20 protein-coding genes and 1 rRNA gene are annotated in these 19,417 nt (G+C 47.8%); 19 read left to right on the top strand and 2 right to left on the bottom strand.

The features are described from left to right. The first annotated feature begins 43 nt into the window (after window positions 1–43). From rrf to XMA152_RS09505, 3 genes are all read left to right on the top strand, one after another. Window positions 44–159 (top strand): 5S ribosomal RNA (rrf, locus tag XMA152_RS09495). A 573-nt stretch (window positions 160–732) separates the two neighbouring features. Further along, window positions 733–993: a succinate dehydrogenase assembly factor 2 gene (locus tag XMA152_RS09500; protein WP_173483448.1), complete on the top strand. Its 261-nt coding sequence runs from the start codon at window positions 733–735 to the stop codon at window positions 991–993. Continuing rightward, complete coding sequence (locus XMA152_RS09505) at window positions 971–1,390, top strand: hypothetical protein (RefSeq protein ID WP_173483449.1); 420 nt, start codon at window positions 971–973, stop codon at window positions 1,388–1,390. Before XMA152_RS09500 ends, XMA152_RS09505 begins: the two co-directional genes overlap by 23 nt. Here the strand turns inward: XMA152_RS09505 and nadB are convergent. Next, the gene (gene nadB / locus XMA152_RS09510; RefSeq protein ID WP_173483450.1) at window positions 1,380–2,987 is read right to left on the bottom strand and encodes an L-aspartate oxidase; all 1,608 of its coding nucleotides are present in this window, start codon (window positions 2,985–2,987) and stop codon (window positions 1,380–1,382) included. The two genes, XMA152_RS09505 and nadB, sit on opposite strands and share 11 nt — an antisense overlap. A 215-nt stretch (window positions 2,988–3,202) precedes the next feature. Here nadB and rpoE point away from each other — a divergent pair, with 215 nt between their 5' ends. The 16 genes from rpoE (at window position 3,203) to adk (ending at window position 18,038) form a co-directional block, all read left to right on the top strand. Then, the gene (rpoE, locus tag XMA152_RS09515) at window positions 3,203–3,781 is read left to right on the top strand and encodes an RNA polymerase sigma factor RpoE (protein ID WP_371731764.1); all 579 of its coding nucleotides are present in this window, start codon (window positions 3,203–3,205) and stop codon (window positions 3,779–3,781) included. An 18-nt stretch (window positions 3,782–3,799) separates the two neighbouring features. After that, entirely contained in the window at window positions 3,800–4,594 is a 795-nt protein-coding gene (locus XMA152_RS09520; protein ID WP_173483451.1) for a MucB/RseB C-terminal domain-containing protein, read from the top strand. 3 nt (window positions 4,595–4,597) lie between these two features. Then, window positions 4,598–5,026, top strand: a complete 429-nt coding sequence (locus tag XMA152_RS09525) for a SoxR reducing system RseC family protein (RefSeq protein ID WP_173483452.1) — start codon at window positions 4,598–4,600, stop codon at window positions 5,024–5,026. A 22-nt stretch (window positions 5,027–5,048) separates the two neighbouring features. After that, window positions 5,049–6,446 carry a DegQ family serine endoprotease gene (locus XMA152_RS09530; RefSeq protein ID WP_173483453.1) on the top strand — a complete coding sequence of 466 codons (1,398 nt, stop codon included), beginning with the start codon at window positions 5,049–5,051 and terminating at the stop codon, window positions 6,444–6,446. A gap of 133 nt (window positions 6,447–6,579) precedes the next feature. Next, window positions 6,580–8,379 (top strand): translation elongation factor 4, encoded by a 1,800-nt coding sequence (lepA, locus tag XMA152_RS09535; RefSeq protein ID WP_173483454.1) that lies wholly within the window; start codon window positions 6,580–6,582, stop codon window positions 8,377–8,379. Between the two features lie 7 nt (window positions 8,380–8,386). After that, window positions 8,387–9,178: a signal peptidase I gene (lepB, locus tag XMA152_RS09540; protein ID WP_173483455.1), complete on the top strand. Its 792-nt coding sequence runs from the start codon at window positions 8,387–8,389 to the stop codon at window positions 9,176–9,178. Window positions 9,179–9,196: 18 nt separating this feature from the next. After that, window positions 9,197–9,571 (top strand): DUF4845 domain-containing protein, encoded by a 375-nt coding sequence (locus XMA152_RS09545; protein ID WP_173482122.1) that lies wholly within the window; start codon window positions 9,197–9,199, stop codon window positions 9,569–9,571. Further along, complete coding sequence (gene rnc, locus XMA152_RS09550) at window positions 9,568–10,245, top strand: ribonuclease III (protein ID WP_173483456.1); 678 nt, start codon at window positions 9,568–9,570, stop codon at window positions 10,243–10,245. Before XMA152_RS09545 ends, rnc begins: the two co-directional genes overlap by 4 nt. Window positions 10,246–10,247: 2 nt before the next feature. Beyond that, entirely contained in the window at window positions 10,248–11,150 is a 903-nt protein-coding gene (gene era / locus XMA152_RS09555) for a GTPase Era (protein ID WP_173482120.1), read from the top strand. After that, window positions 11,151–11,855 (top strand): DNA repair protein RecO, encoded by a 705-nt coding sequence (gene recO, locus XMA152_RS09560; RefSeq protein WP_173483457.1) that lies wholly within the window; start codon window positions 11,151–11,153, stop codon window positions 11,853–11,855. After that, window positions 11,855–12,598 carry a pyridoxine 5'-phosphate synthase gene (gene pdxJ / locus XMA152_RS09565; RefSeq protein WP_371813300.1) on the top strand — a complete coding sequence of 248 codons (744 nt, stop codon included), beginning with the start codon at window positions 11,855–11,857 and terminating at the stop codon, window positions 12,596–12,598. Before recO ends, pdxJ begins: the two co-directional genes overlap by 1 nt. Beyond that, a complete protein-coding gene (acpS, locus tag XMA152_RS09570) occupies window positions 12,599–12,973 on the top strand; it encodes a holo-ACP synthase (protein WP_173483459.1) in 375 nt (124 codons plus the stop codon). Between the two features lie 71 nt (window positions 12,974–13,044). Beyond that, window positions 13,045–13,950, top strand: coding sequence for a cysteine synthase CysM (gene cysM, locus XMA152_RS09575; RefSeq protein ID WP_173483460.1), 906 nt, complete (start codon window positions 13,045–13,047; stop codon window positions 13,948–13,950). Between the two features lie 90 nt (window positions 13,951–14,040). Further along, entirely contained in the window at window positions 14,041–16,305 is a 2,265-nt protein-coding gene (gene relA, locus XMA152_RS09580) for a GTP diphosphokinase (protein WP_173483461.1), read from the top strand. Next, window positions 16,305–17,126 (top strand): nucleoside triphosphate pyrophosphohydrolase, encoded by an 822-nt coding sequence (gene mazG / locus XMA152_RS09585; RefSeq protein WP_173483462.1) that lies wholly within the window; start codon window positions 16,305–16,307, stop codon window positions 17,124–17,126. The genes relA and mazG overlap by 1 nt, the downstream gene beginning before the upstream one ends. A gap of 258 nt (window positions 17,127–17,384) precedes the next feature. Then, window positions 17,385–18,038, top strand: a complete 654-nt coding sequence (gene adk / locus XMA152_RS09590) for an adenylate kinase (RefSeq protein ID WP_173483463.1) — start codon at window positions 17,385–17,387, stop codon at window positions 18,036–18,038. A gap of 175 nt (window positions 18,039–18,213) precedes the next feature. Here adk and XMA152_RS09595 read toward each other — a convergent pair whose 3' ends face one another. Next, window positions 18,214–19,407 carry an NnrS family protein gene (locus XMA152_RS09595; protein ID WP_217364029.1) on the bottom strand — a complete coding sequence of 398 codons (1,194 nt, stop codon included), beginning with the start codon at window positions 19,405–19,407 and terminating at the stop codon, window positions 18,214–18,216. Window positions 19,408–19,417: the final 10 nt, after the last annotated feature.

A 19,417-nucleotide genomic window follows, 5' to 3' on the forward strand; every position in this document is an offset into this window, starting at 1 on the left:
ACCAAGACGCATCTTACAGTATCCAATGCGTTAACCAGTTTTGCCTGGTGACAATAGAGACGTGGAACCACCTGATCCCTTACCGAACTCAGTCGTGAAACGCGTCATCGCCGATGGTAGTGTGGGGCTTCCCCATGTGAGAGTAGGTCATTGCCAGGCACCTAATAAACAAAGAACCCCAGTACCGAAAGGTCCTGGGGTTTTTTGTTTATCAGGCGGCGGTGCCCTACTGTGCACTACAAAGGGTCCATGTGACCACAGATGCACCGAAGGTGCGCTGGGGAGGCGCCAACGGCGTCGCGAAGCGATGACGAGCAACGCTCGGCACCTATTGTAGGTCATTCACTCGAGCACCGTTCGTAACCTATTGTAGGTCATTGCGAGCTTCGTACAGGATCTCTGCCAAACCCTTCGCGGCCTTTGCAAGACCGCTCCAACGGTTTTAAAAAGGCTCTGCTAAATGCACCAGCGGATGACAGGATAAATCCTGTCACCGGCACCTTGTCAGATAAACCTGGCGCCAGTCCATCATTTTAATACACCGCTTCGCGGTGATCGCGGTCTGCCGCTACGCGGCAGTTCGCTCCTACAGTCGGACTTCGTAATACATCTCTGCTAAACCTATCACGGCCTTTGCAAGACCGCTCCAACGTCTCAACTTTCTCCCCCTACCATGCCCATTTAATGCTATATTTACTCTCATCTAATCAACGCGTTTTGGAGTGGTATAGCGTGTATTCTGAAGAAGACATTCGTCGTCTTACTTGGCAGTCTCGTCGTGGTATGTGGGAGTTGGATCTGCTGTTTGTCCCATTTATGGAGAATCACTTTCGTGATCAATCGGTTGAGGATCAGGATCGCTTTGTGAAGCTTCTTGATTGTGAGGATCAGGAGCTCTTTCTCTGGTTCATGCAGCGTGAAAAGCCGGCTGATCCTGATATGGAGAGGGCGGTCTCTGTGGTGTTGGATTGTGTTCGCGCCAGTAAGGTTTGATCTTATCGAATCTAAAGCCAAACGTCAGTTTACGTTTGGCTTTTTTGTTTTAGTTGCTTTAACCCCTTTACTCACCGGTGCATCGACTGCGGTGTATCTTCTTTTACTTATCTTCTCACTATTGGTCTATAGTGCCTTGGCTCCATTTGAGCGCTTTACCGGCTTTGTTTGGAATGCCGATAAAGATAGGTTTTACCTGTTTTTAGATGAGAAGATGTTAGAGACAGCTCCACCCGATCAAATCATAAACTTAAGGTTTGTTCTTTTTATTAAAGTGCAACCAATAGAGCGTGCATTACCCGTTTGGATTTGTGTCTGGTTTGACCAATTAGCAGAGAGTGGGTGGCGGCGCTTATCGGTTATTTCTCAATACGCGCCTATTAGAGCTAAGCGTTAACGCCCCAGAAGTAGTTTTCCGGTACCAGAACGGTGTCATAAAGATCAGGTGACTGTTCTGGGTAGTCGAGTGTGTAGTGAAGGCCACGTGATTCTGTGCGTTTCATAGCACAGCGAATGATCAGTTCTGATACCGTCACTAGATTACGAAGTTCGATCAGATATTTACTCACTTTATAGTTGCTGTAGTACTCATTGATCTCATCGTTCAATAGATCGATACGGTGCTGAGCTCGCTGTAGGCGTTTATCAGTACGTACAATACCCACGTAGTCCCACATAAAACGGCGCAGTTCATCCCAGTTGTGCGAGATGATGACATCTTCGTCTGAGTTAACTACCTGTGAATCATCCCAGTTAGGGACCTCTGGGAAGGCTTCTCCACTCTCTTGTAGTAGTGATGCCACCTGTTCAGCCGCGGATTTACCATACACGACACACTCAAGTAGCGAGTTTGATGCTAATCGGTTTGCGCCATGAAGGCCTGTAAATGCGGTCTCACCAATGGCAAAGAGTCCTTTGATATCGGTCTGGCCATTTATGTCGGTCATGACACCGCCACAGGTATAGTGTGCAGCTGGTACTACGGGTATCGGTTCCTTAGTAATGTCGATCCCAAGTTCTAAACAGCGCTCATAAATGGTGGGGAAGTGCTCTTTAATGAAATCTGCGGGTTTGTGAGAAATGTCCAGGTGAACATATTCACAACCAACACGTTTCATCTCAAAGTCGATGGCGCGGGCGACGATATCACGTGGTGCCAGTTCGGCTCTCTCATCAAATCGGTGCATGAAGCGGGTGCCGTTAGGTAGTTTGAGAATACCTCCTTCGCCACGTATTGCTTCGGTGACCAAAAAGCTCTGTGCTTTAGGGTGATAAAGGTAGGTAGGGTGGAATTGATTAAACTCTAGGTTTGCAACTCGGCAGCCTGCTCGCCAAGCCATTGCAATACCATCGCCGGAAGCGACGCCGTTAGGGTTGGTGTTATAGAGGTAAGCCTTAGAGGCACCGCCAGTTGCTAATATGATGGTTCGAGCAAGAAACAGATCAACGCTCTCTGTCTCTTGATTGTAGACATAGGCACCTACACACGCATCTTCACCTAAGCCTAATTTGCGACGGGTGATTAAGTCGATTGCAATTCGATCTTCAAACAGCTCAATGTTGCTTGCCGATTTGGCTTGACTGATTAGGGTTTGCTGAATCGCTTTGCCTGTTGCATCGGCCGAGTGAAGTACACGGCGATGTGAGTGGCCGCCTTCTCTTGTTAAATGATACTGCTCTTCCTGTCGTGTGAAAGGTACACCTTGATCGATTAGCCATTGAATGCCTTTGGGGCCATCTTTTACGGTGTGTTGAACAGAGTCTAAGTGTCCAAGGTTGGCACCAGCAACGAGGGTGTCGTTGATGTGGTTTTCGGTTTGATCTTTTGGATCAAAAACACCGGCTATTCCACCCTGTGCCCACCAGGTAGCACCATGCTCTAATTTACCCTTGCTCAAGACGTGCGCCTTCAGGTTGGAGGGTAAATTTAGTGCGGCTGTTAAACCGGCTGCGCCACTGCCAATGATCAGTACATCTGCTTCAAATCGTGCCATCTGTTTTGACTTATTGAGACCGTAAAAAAGAGCTCTATTATGCGAGTGTGTTTAGCTCTTGGTAAGGGGTTTGTAAAAAAACTTCAATAATTGGGGAACTTTTCGACATTTTTTGAATCTTAGTCTGTGTAAGAGATTGATCGGCTTGATATTAGGTTGGTGTAACAATCATACTGTCATCCTCCGAAGCCCTTTGGCATTGACTAGGATAGAGAGTGAACGATTCCAACCATAAGATAACCGATCAGATGCTTGTTGAGCGTGTACAGGCAGGTGATCAGCGTGCGTTTGATCTGCTCGTTAAGCGTTATCAGCATAAGATTATTGCACTGGTAGGGCGTTACATTCACGATCAATCAGAGTCGTTGGATGTTGCACAAGAGACGTTCATTAAGGCCTATAAGGCGCTTAAGAATTTTAGAGGTGAAAGTGCCTTTTACACTTGGCTGTATCGTATAGCCATTAACACTGCGAAGAACTATTTAGTCGCAAGAAGTAAAAGACCACCTGATAGAGATTTAGATTTTCAAGATCTAGAGAGCGACACAGAGCTTAGAGATCTTGAAACACCAGAAAATAGTTTGCATCGAGATGAGATGTTCGAGGTGATGACCCGAACGCTCGAGCAACTTCCTGAAGAGCTTCGAGTGGCGATAACACTCAGAGAGCTTGAAGGGATGAGCTACGATGAGATCTCCGAAGTAATGGGGTGTCCAATTGGTACCGTCAGATCAAGGATCCATCGAGCTCGTGAAGCGATTGATAATGAGTTGAAACCAATGCTCTCTAACTAGAGCAAATGAGGATCAAATATGTCGAGCAATAGAGAAAGTCTTTCTGCATTGATGGACTCGGAGGCAACTGAATTTGAGTTGCGTCGTGCTCTTAAACATTACGACGAGAACAGTGAAGACGCGCAAGTATGGCGTCGTTACCACCTCGCTCGTACCTTGATGCGTGAACAGAGCATCGACTCTACTGTTGATATCTCATCTCAAGTCATGGCCTCTATTTCAGAAGAGCAATCAACTCAGGTTGTAGAGACAAAAACCTCTAGTTGGAGTGCGTTAGGTAGCATGGCTGTTGCTGCATCCCTTACTCTAGCTGTCATGATTGGTTTGAACAGCGCTCAGTTAGGTGAGCCGAGCTCATTGGCATCCAATGGCTACCTAGAGCGTAATCAAGGTTCTTCGGATCTTATGCGCACATCTCTGGCGTCAGGCGTTGAGGCTTCACAAGAGAGCAAGCCAGCCCTAGAAGTGATTCGTCTATCTGAAGGTCTTCGCGGTCAGATCGATGAGCATCTTGCACTGTTAAACAGCAATGCGACTGACTGGCAGGTTAACTGGCTACCTGATGGCTTTGCTGAAGTATCAGAACGACTGGTTGGTGACAGTCAATCAAAACTCTACAAAAAGGGCGATCAGGTGCTGAGTGTGGTGATTAAACCGGCTGAAGCAGTCTCTGCATCGGAAGGTGCCTTAAGCGCTCAAGGTTTGGTAGCTGTAGGTCGTTTAGTTGATGATCGTTTTGTCTCAGTGGTGGGTGACTTGTCACTGACTGATGCAGATAAAGTGGCTGCAAGCGTGGTGGTCGCTAGCAACTAATTCATGATCGAAGAGCGCGCGACGGTTCTCCGTTCTGAGGCCGATCAAGTTTGGGTAGAGGTGAGTCGCCAAAGTGCTTGTGCAGCCTGTGCAAGCTCATCGACTTGTGGCCAGAAACGCCTCAGCGATTGGTTCCCAACCAAACGCGTTGAAGTTCTGATCGATAACCCCAGTCGTCTTATTGTATCGCCAGGCCAAGAGGTTTGGGTTGGATTGGAAGAGGGTGCCTTGGTTGGGGCCTCTGTCACCGTCTACCTTATACCGCTGGTCGGTATGATCCTTCTGCCAATTTTGGCGAGATTTTTAAACTTTTCAGAATTTTTTCAGATAGTTGGCGCTATCCTTGGATTCATAGTCGGCTTGTTCATTGGCCGTAATATGGGTTTAAGAGGCGTTGCATCAGGGCAGTATCAGCCACGTTTGCTTCGCTAAGGTTTTTACCTAAGGAGTAAATATGACCTTTCTTCGATCAATTACCTTCGTAGCGGGTATCGCTATTTCATCCTTGGCGATGGCCAAGCAGTTACCCGATTTTACGGATTTAGTGAAAACGCTGTCGCCATCTGTCGTCAATATAAGCACGATTCAAGAACAGAAACAGAGTTCTCGTTCGGCTATGCCTCATAACTTCAACGACCAGGAAGTGCCAGAGATCTTCCGCGACTTCTTCAGGGGCTTTCAGCAGCCCCCTGGGCAGCAGCCTCGTATGCATCCACAATCGCTGGGCTCGGGCTTTATCATTTCGGATGATGGCTACATTCTGACCAATCACCATGTGATCGATAAAGCTGAGAAAGTTCTGGTTAGACTGAATGATCGACGCGAAATTGAGGCAGAGATTATTGGTTCTGATCAACGTTCAGATGTGGCGCTGCTTAAGGTCGATGCTAAAGATCTACCGGCACTGGAGATCGGTAGCTCTTCTGAGCTTGAAGTGGGTGAATGGGTACTGGCTATTGGCAGTCCTTTTGGTTTTGACTCAACCGTTACGGCCGGTATTGTCAGCGCTAAGGAACGAGCCCTTCCAGGTGACTCTTATGTACCTTTTATTCAAACAGATGTGGCGATCAATCCAGGCAACTCCGGAGGCCCGCTATTCAATCTAGATGGCGAAGTGGTCGGTATCAACTCGCAGATATATACCCGCTCAGGTGGCTTCATGGGGGTCTCTTTCTCCATTCCGATCGATGTGGCTATGGAGGTTGCCAATCAGCTCAAAGAGAAGGGAAGTGTCTCTCGAGGTTGGTTGGGTGTAATCATTCAGGAGGTTACACGCGACCTTGCTGAATCATTCGGCTTAGATAAACCATCAGGTGCGCTGGTTGCACAGGTATTAAGTGATAGTCCTGCAGAAGAGGCAGGGTTTGAAGCGGGTGATGTCATCGTTAAATTTAATGGCCGTGAGATCGGTTTGTCAGCCGAGCTACCTGCTCAGGTTGGTCGTATTGCACCGGGTGAAACAGCGGATGTCGAGGTGTTCCGTTCAGGTAGGTCAGTCAACTTGAAAGTGACGATTGGCGAGCTTCCCTCAAATGAAGAGTTAGCGTCCAATCGAGCGCAACCTGAGCCTAAAGAGAGAAAGTCTCTGGGCTTGGTGGTTCAAAATATGACGTCTGAAATCAAAGAGCGTACCGGTGTTGATGCAGGTGTTTATGTTGAATCAGTTGGACAGGGCCCAGCGGCTAATGCCGGGGTACGTCAGGGTGATGTGATCACTATGCTAGCCGGTAAGGCAATCAGCTCAGTGGAGCAACTGAGCGATATCGTGGCCGACTTGCCAGATGACAAAGCGGTGCCACTTCGAGTGATTCGTGGCGGTAATCCAGTCTTTTTGGCAATGCGTCTCGAGTGAACTTAATGGATCGTTGAAAAGATCCTCTGCAGGGGCCTTAATGGCCCCTGTTTTCTATCTATAGGGCATGAATTCGAGTAGAATTGTGCGCTAAATTTTCTTTGTCGTTCCAAGAGTATAGGTTTTACACAGAGTGAGTGAACTAGATCACATTCGTAACTTCAGTATCATTGCACACATCGACCACGGTAAGTCGACGTTAGCCGATCGCATTATTCAAATTTGTGGCGGTCTGTCTGATCGTGAAATGGCTGAGCAAGTCCTCGATTCAATGGATATCGAGCGCGAACGTGGCATCACCATCAAAGCACAAAGTGTCACCTTGGATTACAAAGCGCGCAACGGTGAAACTTACCAGTTGAACTTCATCGATACGCCGGGACACGTCGACTTCTCTTATGAAGTTTCACGCTCACTCTATGCTTGTGAAGGCGCACTTCTTGTTGTAGACGCCGCGCAAGGTGTTGAAGCGCAGTCGGTAGCCAACTGTTACACCGCGATAGAGCAGGGCCTTGAGGTTCTACCTGTCTTGAACAAAATGGATCTACCTCAGGCTGAACCCGAAGTGGTTCGTCAGGAGATTGAAGAGGTGATCGGTATCGACGCTTCAGCTGCGGTCCCTTGTTCAGCTAAAACGGGTATGGGCGTTGAAGAAGTTCTAGAGGCGCTGATCGATGTAATCCCACCACCACAAGGTGACCGTGAAGCACCACTTCAAGCCCTAATTATCGACTCCTGGTTTGATAACTACCTTGGGGTTGTCTCACTGGTTCGTGTGACTCAAGGAACCTTGCGTCGTAAAGATCGCATCATGGTTAAATCGACTGGCATGAACTACCAGGCTGAGATGGTCGGTATCTTTACACCGAAACAGGTGAAAACTGACATCTTACAAGCGGGTGAAGTAGGCTTCGTTGTTGCCGGCATCAAAGATATTCACGGTGCACCAGTGGGTGATACCTTGACGCATCAAAAGACTCCTGATGTTGATGCACTGCCAGGTTTCCAAAAAGTTCAACCACAGGTTTACGCCGGTCTATTCCCAACGAGTTCGGATGACTATGAAGACTTCCGTGAAGCGCTCGACAAGCTAACGCTTAACGATGCTTCTCTCTTCTTTGAGCCTGAAACATCGGATGCACTTGGTTTTGGTTTCCGTTGTGGCTTCTTGGGTATGCTTCACATGGAGATCATCCAAGAACGCCTTGAGCGCGAATACGATCTCGATCTGATTACTACAGCCCCAACGGTTGTCTACGAAGTGGAGATGAACAACGGCGATATCATCTACATTGACAGCCCATCGAAACTGCCTGACCCAGGCGGTATTCGTGAGATGCGTGAGCCGATCGTGACAGCGAATATCCTTGTGCCTCAGGATTACCTTGGCCAAGTCATTGGCTTGTGTGTGGAGAAGCGCGGTATTCAGAAGAACATGCAGTTTGTCGGTAAGCAGGTTCAGTTAAGTTACGAACTACCAATGGCTGAAGTGGTATTGGACTTCTTTGACCGGTTGAAATCGGTATCACGTGGATACGCTTCGCTTGAGTACAACTTCACCCGTTTCGAGGCCGCTAAGCTGGTTCGCATGGACATTCTAATTAACGGTGAGAAAGTGGATGCTTTGGCCGTTATCCTGCACCGCGATAACTCAATGTACCGTGGCCGTCTGCTCTGTGAAAAGATGAAAGACCTAATTCCACGCCAGATGTTCGATGTTGCTATTCAAGCGGCTCTGGGTGGTAAGATCATTGCTCGTACAACGGTTAAAGCTCTGCGCAAGAACGTCTTGGCAAAATGTTACGGTGGTGACGTGAGCCGTAAGAAGAAACTGCTCGCTAAGCAGAAAGAGGGTAAGAAGCGCATGAAGCAGGTGGGTCGAGTTGAGATCCCGCAAGATGCATTCCTAGCCGTACTGAAGGTAGACAGCTGAGGCTAATATGAACTTAGATTTTGCACTGATTCTGGTCGTAGTTACATTAGTTACAGGCCTGCTATGGTTATTGGATATCGCCTTTTTTGCGCCCTCTAGAAAACGCAAAGAGTCGCAAATGGTGGAAGAGGGTTTCGAAGAACCTAAGGTTAATAAACCCTACTGGGCCGAACTCTCTAGCTCTATCTTTCCAGTATTAGCGGCTGTTTTAATTCTTCGTTCATTTCTATACGAACCCTTTCAAATCCCTTCAGGTTCGATGCTGCCAACGCTGAAAGTTGGTGACTTTATTTTGGTGAATAAATACCACTACGGTCTTCGTACACCGGTTGGAAACATAAAGTTTGTTGACAATAACGAGCCGCAACGTGGCGACGTTATGGTATTTAAATACCCTCAAAACCCGAGTGTGTACTATATTAAACGTGTGATAGGTCTTCCGGGTGACGAGATTGTTTACAAAGATAAGATGCTCTTTGTGAACGGTGAGCCGCAGAATCAAACGTTGATTGCTCAAATACCAGCGATCAACCCCAAGCGTCTTCAAGTTGAAGAGCAGCTAGGCGATGTTTCGCACGAGATCTATCGCGATGTGAATGCACGTGTAATGAATGGTGGCTGGCGTGTGCCAGAGGGCCACTACTTTATGATGGGCGATAACCGCGATAACAGTAATGACAGCCGTTATTGGGGCTTTGTTCCTGATGAATTGATCGTCGGTAAAGCGGTGAGTGTTTGGATGCATTGGGCTCAACTATTGAGCATTCCAGATTTCACAGCGATGCGATCCATTCAGTAAATAATACTGAGGTTGAGTATGGATAAGCACATTCGACAAAAGGGCATCAGTACACTATCGATACTGTTGCTGCTTATTGTTGGCTCAGTTGGCTTTAGCCTTGGGTTTAAACTGCTAGCGCCTTATTCAACCCATACAACCGTGGTCAGCATTATTGAAGACATTATTGCTGACCCGGCTGAACTCTCAAAAAGTCGCGCCGAGATTCGTCGTGATATCGAGCGTCGATTTACGATTAATCAAGTAGCTCTGCCTGGACGTGACGCTTTGCAGATCACTCAGGATACTGGTGAACTGATATTCACACTGGACTACGAAGAACGCGTCCCTCTGTACGGCAACATTGATGCTGTCGTTGTTTTTAAAGATGAATTTAAAGCGATAAAACCTTGATACGACCTGTCTCAGAGTTGGCTAGAAAGCTTGGCCACACCTACCAAGATGAATCCCTGCTTGAATTGGCGTTAACGCACCGAAGCTGTGGTAAGCGCAACAATGAACGCCTGGAATTTTTGGGCGATTCAATCTTAAACTTTGTCATAGCTAATGCGCTGTTTGATCAGTTTGATCAGGCTAAAGAGGGCGAAATGAGCCGTCTCAGAGCAAAGTTGGTGAAAGGTGAAACTCTTGCAGAGATCGGTCGTGAGCTGGGCTTAGGTGATTATCTTCGCCTAGGTTCGGGTGAGTTAAAGAGCGGTGGCTTCCGCCGCGACTCAATTTTGGCCGATGCCGTAGAAGCGATCATTGGTTCCATTCACTTGGACAGTGATTTTGAGACGTCTAAACAGTTCATCTTAGGGGTGTTCAAAGAGCGTTTAGCAGCGATCGATCTTAAAAAGTCAGTGAAAGACTCTAAAACGCGCCTTCAAGAGTTTATGCAGTCACGACGTAAGCCGCTACCTGACTACCAACTGGATAAAGTCGTTGGTGAGGCGCATGATCAGACCTTCTATATCTCTTGTCAGGTTCAACTGTTGGATCAAAGCTGCAAGGGTGTTGGATCCAGCCGCCGCCAGGCAGAACAAGAAGCCGCTCGTGCTGCACTGATTGCACTAGGGCAGGAGTAATCATGGAAGCGAATACACGCTGTGGCTATGTTGCTATTGTTGGTCGACCCAATGTAGGTAAGAGCACACTGCTCAACCATATCCTTGGTCAAAAGCTGAGCATCACCTCAAAAAAACCTCAAACGACTCGTCATCAGATTCTTGGTATTAAAACCGAAGAGGATCTGCAGGTTATCTACGTTGATACACCCGGGCTACACAATGATGCCACCGGTAAAGCGCTTAACCGTTACATGAACAAAGCCGCCTCTGAGGCGCTGCGTCATGTCGATCTAGTCGTCTTTATTGTCGATCGTACCGCTTGGACTGAAGAGGATGAGATCGTACTGTCTAAGTTGGAGAAGCTTCGTTGCCCAGTTATTTTGGCGGTCAATAAAGTGGATCTACTCAAGGATAAAGAGTCGCTTCTCCCTTGGATAGAGACGCTCAATAGCAAACGCCATTTTGATCAGATCGTGCCTATCTCTGCTCACAAAGGACATAACGTCGATCAACTAGAGCGTGCCGTTGAGTCCTACATGCCGGAAGGGATGCACTTCTACCCTGAAGATCAGATCACCGACCGTAGCTCCCGTTTTGTCGCGGCAGAGCTTGTGCGTGAAAAACTGATGCGTAATCTAGGGGATGAAGTCCCTTACGGAACCACCGTTGAGATCGAAGAGTTTACTCAAGATGAACGTGGTCTGTTGACGATCAGTGCACTGATTCTTGTCGAGCGAGAGGGGCAAAAACGCATTGTTATCGGTGATAAGGGTGAGCGAATCAAAGTGATCGGTCGTGATGCTCGCATCGATATGGAGCGTATGTTTGATGCCAAGGTCATGCTGAACCTTTGGGTAAAAGTGAAACGCGGCTGGGCAGACAACGAACGTGCCTTAGCAAGCCTTGGTTATCATCACGACTAAATGAACAGTCGCACGGAACAGGTCGCAGCGTTTGTTCTTCACTCGCGTCCCTATCGTGAAACCAGTGCACTTGTTGATCTATTTACACTCGAGTATGGCAAAGTTTCAGTAGTCGCTCGAGGTGTGCGCAGGCCAGGCTCAAAGTTACGCCATACGCTTCAACCCTTTACGGTATTGGCCGTTCGATTTGCAGGCCAGTCAGAGCTTAAAACGCTTCATCAAGCCGAATTGGCAGAACTACTCCCCACGTTGACTGGCAAAGCATTAATGTGTGGCTTGTACGCCAATGAACTACTGGAACGGCTGCTTCAACCCTTAGAGACGACACCTAAGTTATTCCTCAATTACAAAGTTTTGCTCAATGATCTACTTCAGTCTCAAGATCACGAGGTGAGTTTACGGCTATTTGAGCAGGCGCTACTGAAGGAGTTAGGGAGTTGGAGCGATCTGTCAGGCTGTCATCAGCCGTACTACCGTTATGATGTTGTGCAGGGTATAAGTGCGGTGGATGAGGTTGCCGCGGCACATTTCACAGGTGATCAGCTTCGTTCCATTGAACAAGGTGAGTATACTGATCCCAGCGTTAAGAAAGCGGCAAAGTATTTAATGAGAGAGCTTTTAAAAGAGCAGTTAGGTGACAAGCCCCTGCGATCAAGAGAGCTGTTTCAACCGAGATCTAAAGAGAGAAAAGGAGAGAGTGAGTGATCCAGCCAAATCGTATTTTGTTAGGTGTGAACATCGATCACATTGCGACTCTTCGTCAAGCTCGTGGTACTCAATATCCAGACCCTGTCTATGCAGCGTCTATTGCTGAGCACGCTGGTGCCGATGGTATCACGGTTCACCTCCGTGAGGACCGTCGCCACATTCAAGATCGTGACATTCGTCTATTGGCGCAAACGCTTCAGACTCGTATGAATTTTGAGATGGCAGTCACTGATGAGATGGTCAGTTTCGCTGAAGAGATCAAACCTGCACACGCCTGTTTAGTCCCAGAAAAGCGCGAAGAGTTGACGACTGAAGGCGGTCTGGATGTAATTGGTCATGAGATTCACATTCAGTCGGCGTGTAAGCGCTTGGCGAGAGCCGGAGTCGAAGTCTCCCTCTTTATCGACCCTGATCAGGCACAAATTGATGCGGCTAAACGTGTGGGAGCTCCAGTGATTGAACTGCATACTGGTGCTTACGCAGAGGCAGAAGGCCAAGAACAGTTAGACGAGCTTGAACGACTTAAAGAGGCAGCAACCTATGCCCACTCAATAGGTCTAGTGGTCAACGCTGGTCATGGTCTGCACTACCATAACGTAGAGCCGATTGCTGAAATTCCAGAGTTCAATGAGCTAAACATTGGTCATGCGATCATTGCCCGTTCACTCTTTGTCGGCTTGGATCAAGCGGTTCGTGAAATGCGTGATCTGATGCTTAATGCCAGAGCGATGGCCAGTTAAATGATCATTGGAACCGGTGTCGATATTCTTGAAATCTCTAGAGTGGAGCGTGCACTTGAGCGAACTCCCGGTTTCGCGGAGAGAATATTGACTCCCAATGAGTTGGAAGCGTTCAACCAATCTAGCCAACCCGCGCGTTTTTTAGCTAAACGTTTTGCAGCGAAGGAAGCGGCCGTTAAAGCCTTGGGTACGGGTATCGCAAAAGGCGTTAGCTGGCAGCACCTCGAGGTGGTTAAGAACAGTGCAGGTCGCCCTGATCTGTTGGTGACTGACAAAGCTCTAGAACACGCCGAGGTGCTTGGCATTACCCGGTGGTTTTTAAGCTACAGTGATGAGCAGCACTATGTGGTTGCTCAAGTGTTCGCTCAGGCTTAATTCACCATTTCGATGGTAGAATTCCCCTGATATAATCGAATAATAAAATTAATTCTTATAACGGATTAGAGATGAGCTCAACTCAATACCCTACTATCGCTGAGCTGGTTGGCAATACACCGCTGGTCAGACTGCAACGTATCGAAGCGCCAAATAACAATACCATTCTCTGTAAATTAGAGGGTAATAACCCTGCGGGCTCCGTTAAGGATCGTCCGGCCTTGAGTATGATCACTCTTGCTGAAGAGCGTGGCGAGATCGCACCAGGTGATACATTGATCGAAGCGACTTCCGGTAATACCGGTATCGCGTTAGCGATGGCCGCTGCAATCAAGGGGTATACGCTTAAGTTAATCATGCCGAATAACATGAGCGAAGAGCGTAAATCGGCTATGAGTGCCTATGGTGCAGAGCTGATTGAGGTGACCAAAGAGGAGGGCATGGAAGGTGCTCGTGACCTTGCCGAGGCGATGCAAGCGCGCGGCGAAGGCAAGGTGCTTAATCAGTTTGGTAACTTCGATAATCCTGAAGCGCACTACCGCACAACAGGGCCTGAAATCTGGCAACAAACCTCAGGAACTATCACACACTTTGTCAGCTCCATGGGAACTACAGGTACCATCATGGGGACCTCGCGCTACCTTAAAGAGCAGAATCCAAGCGTTCAAATTGTTGGTCTTCAACCCTCTGAAGGGTCTCAAATCCCTGGCATACGTCGTTGGCCAAAAGAGTATCTTCCAACGATTTTCGAGGAGAGTCGAGTTGATCGTGTATTGGATGTTGCTCAGGCGGATGCTGAAGTCATGATGCGTCGTTTAGCTACCGAAGAGGGTATTTTCTGTGGTGTTTCGTCAGGTGGTTCCGTTGCTGGCGCGCTAAGATTGGCTCAAGAGGTTGAAAATGCAGTAATCGTCGCCATTATTTGTGATAGAGGCGATCGTTATCTTTCGACAGGTGTCTTCTCTAAGTCATCATAGGTTAAGCCCCGTCGTTCTATTATTGACGCCGTTTTTATGAGTTTGAGCTAGGGTATCAGCTCGCTACTCGCAATACAGGAGTAGCCTACATTGGTTAAGGTTCGTGACGATCAACCGGTTCGTGAAGATGGATCCGTTGATCTGGATCGTTGGTTAGAGATTCTATCTAACCGTTATACATTCGAAGATGAAGCGCGTTTCCGTCAGGCATGCGAATTAGTTGAAGCCTCCTTGAATGAAGAGAGCTCAACTCATGATGTCTGGTCACTGGGGCAAAACGCCTATCTTACTGGTCTGGAGATGGTCCAGATCCTCGTTGACCTACAGCAGACAGAAGAGGCTCTTGTTGCCGCTGTTCTCTATCGTGCTGTTCGAGAAGAGCGTCTCTCTATTGATCGTGTTAAAGCCAAGTTTGGTGCAGAGATCGCTCGTCTGCTTCGCGGTGTCTTGCAGATGGCAGCAATTGGCAGTCGCAAAAACCCACGTGATGAAGAGGGTGTGTTAGGCACTGGCGGCAGTCAGGTCGACAACGTCCGTAAAATGCTAGTGGCCATGGTGGACGATGTCCGGGTTGCGCTGATCAAACTGGCTGAGCGGACCTGTGCGATTCGTGCCGTCAAAGAGGCAGACCGACGTAAACGCTACATCGTGGCACGTGAGGTGTTCGATATTTACGCCCCATTAGCGCATCGGTTGGGTATCGGCCATATCAAGTGGGAGTTAGAAGACCTCTCATTTCGATATCTAAAACCTAATGATTACAAGCACATTGCCAAGCTGCTTGCTGAGAAGCGTCTTGCTCGACAAGAGTACATCGAGAACGTCATTAAGCTTCTAGAAGAGAAGCTCGAAGAGGTCGGTATTGAAGGTCAGGTCTCTGGCCGCGCCAAACATATCTACAGCATCTGGCGAAAGATGCAGCGCAAGAATATCGAATTCAATCAGGTTTACGATGTTCGTGCCCTGCGTATATTGGTGCCAGAAATTCGTGATTGTTACACCGTGCTGGGCATCGTTCATGGCGCATGGCGTAATATCCCGCACGAATTTGACGACTACATCGCATCACCAAAACCCAACGGTTATCGTTCACTGCATACCGCGGTATTCGGTCCTGAATCACAGGCGGTAGAGATTCAGATTCGCACCTTTGATATGCACGAAGAGGCTGAGCTAGGCGTCTGTGCTCACCACCTTTACAAAGGGACAGATACAGCGAGTCGCGCCGATGGCTACGAAGAGAAGATCTCTTGGTTACGCCAGGTTCTAGAGTGGCATGACGAACTGGGCGATACAGAATCATTGGGCGATATTCTCCACTCCGATGTGACCCAGGATCGTGTCTATGTATTCACGCCTGAAGGGCACGTCATAGATCTTCCTGCTGGCGCTACCCCGGTCGATTTTGCTTACCGTGTTCACACTGAGATCGGTCACCGCTGTCGAGGTGCACGTGTCTCCGGTCGTATTGTTCCGCTAAACCGCGCGCTGCAGACCGGTGATCAAGTTGAGATCATGACAGGCCCAGAAGAGCGCCCAAGTCGTGATTGGCTCAACACCAACCTAGGTTATGTAAAAACCTCTAAGGGTCGAGCCAAGATTGCTCATTGGTTTAAGACTCAGGCTCGTGATCAAAACGTGGATGCGGGTAAAGAGATGATCCAGCGTGAGTTTAAGCGATTGGCATTAGACGCCACTGACGTAGACCTATCGGATATCGCACAACGTCTTAAGTTCCTATCGAATGAGAACATGTTTGCGGCCCTCGGTGCAGGCGATCTAAGAATCTCGCAAGTGATCTCAGCGGCACAAGCGCGTGAAGAGCAGGCCGAACGTGAATCACAATTGGATCTGGATGTTCCAGCTTCGTCACCTAAACAGAGTAGGTCGAGTGACTCCGGTGTCCATGTGGTTGGCGTCGGCAGCTTGATGACGCAGTTTGCTAGTTGTTGTAAGCCGATTCACGGCGATGCCATTGCTGGTTTCGTGACTCAGGGCCGGGGCGTCTCGATCCACCGTGAAGATTGTAAAGAACTACAACACCTGCGCGAGGTGGAGCCCAGTAAAATTGTTCAAGTGGCTTGGGAAGAGGAGGCTGAAGCCACCTACCCAGTCGATATTGTCATAGAGGCCTTTGACCGATCAGGACTGTTGCGCGATGTTATGACCATCTTAGCGAACGAGCGAATCAATATATTGTCGGCTAACACACTGACGGATAAGAGCAGTAACGAAGCGAATTTGGCGCTGACCCTAGAGATAGGTCGACTCGATAAGCTTGGCAAAGTGATGGATAAGATCAATCAAATTCCGAATGTCAGTGACGTTCGCCGTGAACGCTCAGGGGTTCATTAATGAGTGATCGCTATACCCTGGATGATCTCATCTACCTGATGGAGCGCTTGCGTGACCCAAAAACCGGTTGTCCATGGGATTTGGAGCAGACCTTTGCTTCAATCGTGCCTCATACCCTCGAAGAGGCTTACGAAGTAGCTGATACCATCGAACGAGAGGATTGGCCTCATCTAAAAGATGAGTTGGGCGATCTGCTGTTTCAGGTCATCTTCTATTCGCAACTGGGTAAAGAACAATCCCTATTTGATCTTCATGAAGTGGTTGATCAGCTCTGCGGTAAGCTGGTGCGTCGCCATCCTCATGTCTTTCCAACAGGTCAGTTACGTGACAGTGCTGAGTCGGTTGAAATAGATCAGCAAACGGTGAATGCACAGTGGGAGCGCATCAAAGAGCAGGAGCGTGAAAGTAAAGATCGCGCACGTGTTTTAGATGAGGTACCAACGACACTGCCGGCTATGAGTCGTGCCGTAAAGCTAACCAAACGTGCCTCTAAGGTGGGGTTTGATTGGGATGATGCTACCGGTGTGCTGGATAAGATTGAAGAGGAGATCCAAGAGCTCCGCGAAGCGATGCAGCAAGGTGATATGGATGCGGTTCGCGAAGAGTTAGGCGACCTACTATTTGTTAACGCCAACCTTGCACGAAAATTATCAGTCGACCCCGAGCAGGCTGTTCGTAATACCAACCTTAAATTTGAACGTCGCTTCAACCATGTCGAGGATAGGGTGCTAGCCAGTGGTAAGGATTGGAGAGAGTTTACGCTTGAAGAGCTAGACGCTTGGTGGGATGAAGCCAAAAAGATCGAGAAATCTAAAAAATAGGTTTGATAGAGTCTTTGGCACTATTCGCTTAAAGCCTAATAGTGATTCAGTTCTCAAGCTCTATGCAGACATGCTAATATGCTCCGCTTGCTCGGGAAAAGATTCCCTTGAGCGCACTTTAAACTGCTTTATAAAGTGCTAAAGGTGACACCGCACGGCTATGGTCGAATTGTGTAATAGCCTCACCTAAATTAATGTCAGCGGTAAGAATTTCAATGCTGCGCCCAGGCGCAGCGTATTTTTTTAAGGAGAAAAATAATGCGAATGATACTTCTCGGTGCACCAGGTGCCGGTAAGGGTACTCAGGCTCAGTACATCACTGAGAAATACGGTATCCCACAGATCTCAACTGGGGACATGCTACGTGCAGCCGTAAAAGCGGGTACGCCTCTAGGTGTTGAAGCCAAGAAGGTTATGGACGCAGGTGGTCTGGTATCAGACGACATCATCATCGGCCTAGTTAAAGAGCGCATTGCAGAATCAGATTGTGCTAACGGTTTCCTATTCGACGGCTTCCCGCGCACCATTCCTCAAGCAGATGCTCTTAAAGAAGCTGGCGTTGCTCTAGATGCAGTCGTTGAGATTGACGTTGCAGATGAAGAGATCATCAAGCGTATGTCGGGTCGTCGTGTACACCCTGGTTCAGGTCGTACTTATCACGTCGTATTTAACCCACCTAAAACTGAGGGTAAAGATGACGTAACAGGTGAAGATCTTGTACAGCGTGAAGATGATCAAGAAGGGACTGTTCGTGCTCGCCTAAACGTTTACCATGATCAGACTAAACCTCTGATCGGTTATTACCGTGGTTGGGCTGATGAAGATGCTGCAACTGCTCCAAAATACGTCTACGTAGAGGGTGTGGGTAGCGTTGACCAGATCCGTGATCGAGTATTCGAAGGCCTAGCTTAATTTTAAAGCTTAGCTAATTAAAAACCGCACTTTTTAGTGCGGTTTTTTTATGCCTGCAGAGGGGGATTCTCATTCTAAAATCTCTTAAAAGGCAGCAATCGACCCATTTGAGACACTCAAGTTAAATTTACACCCCACGTTTCAAAGGTCATTTCAGCATTATCGTGACATGTTTTCATGTGAATACAATTTTTGTATAGGCAAACACAAAAATCAAAAAGCCTATACTCCAAAGTAGAGCTGATGACGCTATAACTATTGAATATTCCATGCCGAATAATGACCCTGTAACGCGGTCAATCGCAGCTAAACTAAGGGCTAATAAGGAACAAATAACCCAAATATTAGCCTTAATTAGTAGTCCAGTATGGCCTAATGAAACTCTCGATATCATCGATAAGATCATAAGCCCCATCCCGCCAACCGTGATCGAATGAAAACCAATTGAAACACTTGGAATTAAATGCATTTTTGCTAAGGCGAGTAGAATAAAACCTAGACTCATAGCTAAGTAACTAAGATGTAAAGACCATACTAGTGGGACCTTAAACGTCACCCATAGTCTCCATCGCAAAGCCCTAACTAGATTTGAAATCCCCGCCACGAATAGAACGGCAATGCTAAGAGTGTTCGGTACAAAGTTTTGAGCCAAAGTTGTAATAAACACAATCACAATGCTTAGAATCGAAAGCTGCTCTAACCACCTAATCGAGTTAACCCGAGGTGTCTTTGTTCCGTTGGCTGTGAACATGGGAAAGACTCGCCCCCCCATTATGCTCATTACTAGCGCTGCAAGGATGACCATGGCGTGCGAAATAGTGGTGATATCAACGATAGAGTCACTCGACAATGAAAAATGAAAGACAGTATTCATCATCGCCATCACAAGTAGGATAGGTACAAAAAAGAGATTTCTCCACATCTTGGCTTGCAGTATCGGGCGCGCTAAAAAGCCAGCACAGGCTGGCAAGAAGAGAATATCTATAACGATTGTGTAATCACGAAAAAAGGCGGGTTGAAAGGCAAGTGTTATACGACCTAGAAGCCATGTCAGTACAAGAGCAGCTAACCACCATCCTTCAATGCATTTTCGCTTTGTCCAGGTTTGCACAGCAGTTAGGAGAAACCCAACCATGATTGCTGGAAAAAAACCGAATAGCATCTCATGAAGGTGCCACGCATAGGCACCGCCATAGAAATTAAACTCAATTAAGCCCAGAAAACTAAGAGCCCAAGCAGGTATGCTTAATGCACCAAACAAGGCACCTAGCCAGAAGAATGGTCTAAAAGCAGCATTCAAAAACGCAGGCTGGAGCGTCTTTATGCTTTTTTCGTCAGTTATAGACCCGTCAATTTGTAATAGCGCCACAACCAGTCTC

Source organism: Marinobacterium sp. xm-a-152 (genome assembly GCF_013282965.1).
Taxonomy (GTDB): Bacteria; Pseudomonadota; Gammaproteobacteria; order Pseudomonadales; family Balneatricaceae; genus Marinobacterium_E.

Bases quoted from the DNA above. Each gene is read 5' to 3' on its own strand.
- mazG (WP_173483462.1), top strand. From the start codon at position 16,305: ATGAGTGATCGCTATACCCTGGATGATCTCATCTACCTGATGGAGCGC.
- XMA152_RS09545 (WP_173482122.1), top strand. From the start codon at position 9,197: ATGGATAAGCACATTCGACAAAAGGGCATCAGTACACTATCGATACTG.
- XMA152_RS09525 (WP_173483452.1), top strand. From the start codon at position 4,598: ATGATCGAAGAGCGCGCGACGGTTCTCCGTTCTGAGGCCGATCAAGTT.
- era (WP_173482120.1), top strand. From the start codon at position 10,248: ATGGAAGCGAATACACGCTGTGGCTATGTTGCTATTGTTGGTCGACCC.
- adk (WP_173483463.1), top strand. From the start codon at position 17,385: ATGCGAATGATACTTCTCGGTGCACCAGGTGCCGGTAAGGGTACTCAG.
- lepB (WP_173483455.1), top strand. From the start codon at position 8,387: ATGAACTTAGATTTTGCACTGATTCTGGTCGTAGTTACATTAGTTACA.
- nadB (WP_173483450.1), bottom strand. From the start codon at position 2,987: ATGGCACGATTTGAAGCAGATGTACTGATCATTGGCAGTGGCGCAGCC.
- XMA152_RS09520 (WP_173483451.1), top strand. From the start codon at position 3,800: ATGTCGAGCAATAGAGAAAGTCTTTCTGCATTGATGGACTCGGAGGCA.
- XMA152_RS09530 (WP_173483453.1), top strand. From the start codon at position 5,049: ATGACCTTTCTTCGATCAATTACCTTCGTAGCGGGTATCGCTATTTCA.
- acpS (WP_173483459.1), top strand. From the start codon at position 12,599: ATGATCATTGGAACCGGTGTCGATATTCTTGAAATCTCTAGAGTGGAG.
- cysM (WP_173483460.1), top strand. From the start codon at position 13,045: ATGAGCTCAACTCAATACCCTACTATCGCTGAGCTGGTTGGCAATACA.
- recO (WP_173483457.1), top strand. From the start codon at position 11,151: ATGAACAGTCGCACGGAACAGGTCGCAGCGTTTGTTCTTCACTCGCGT.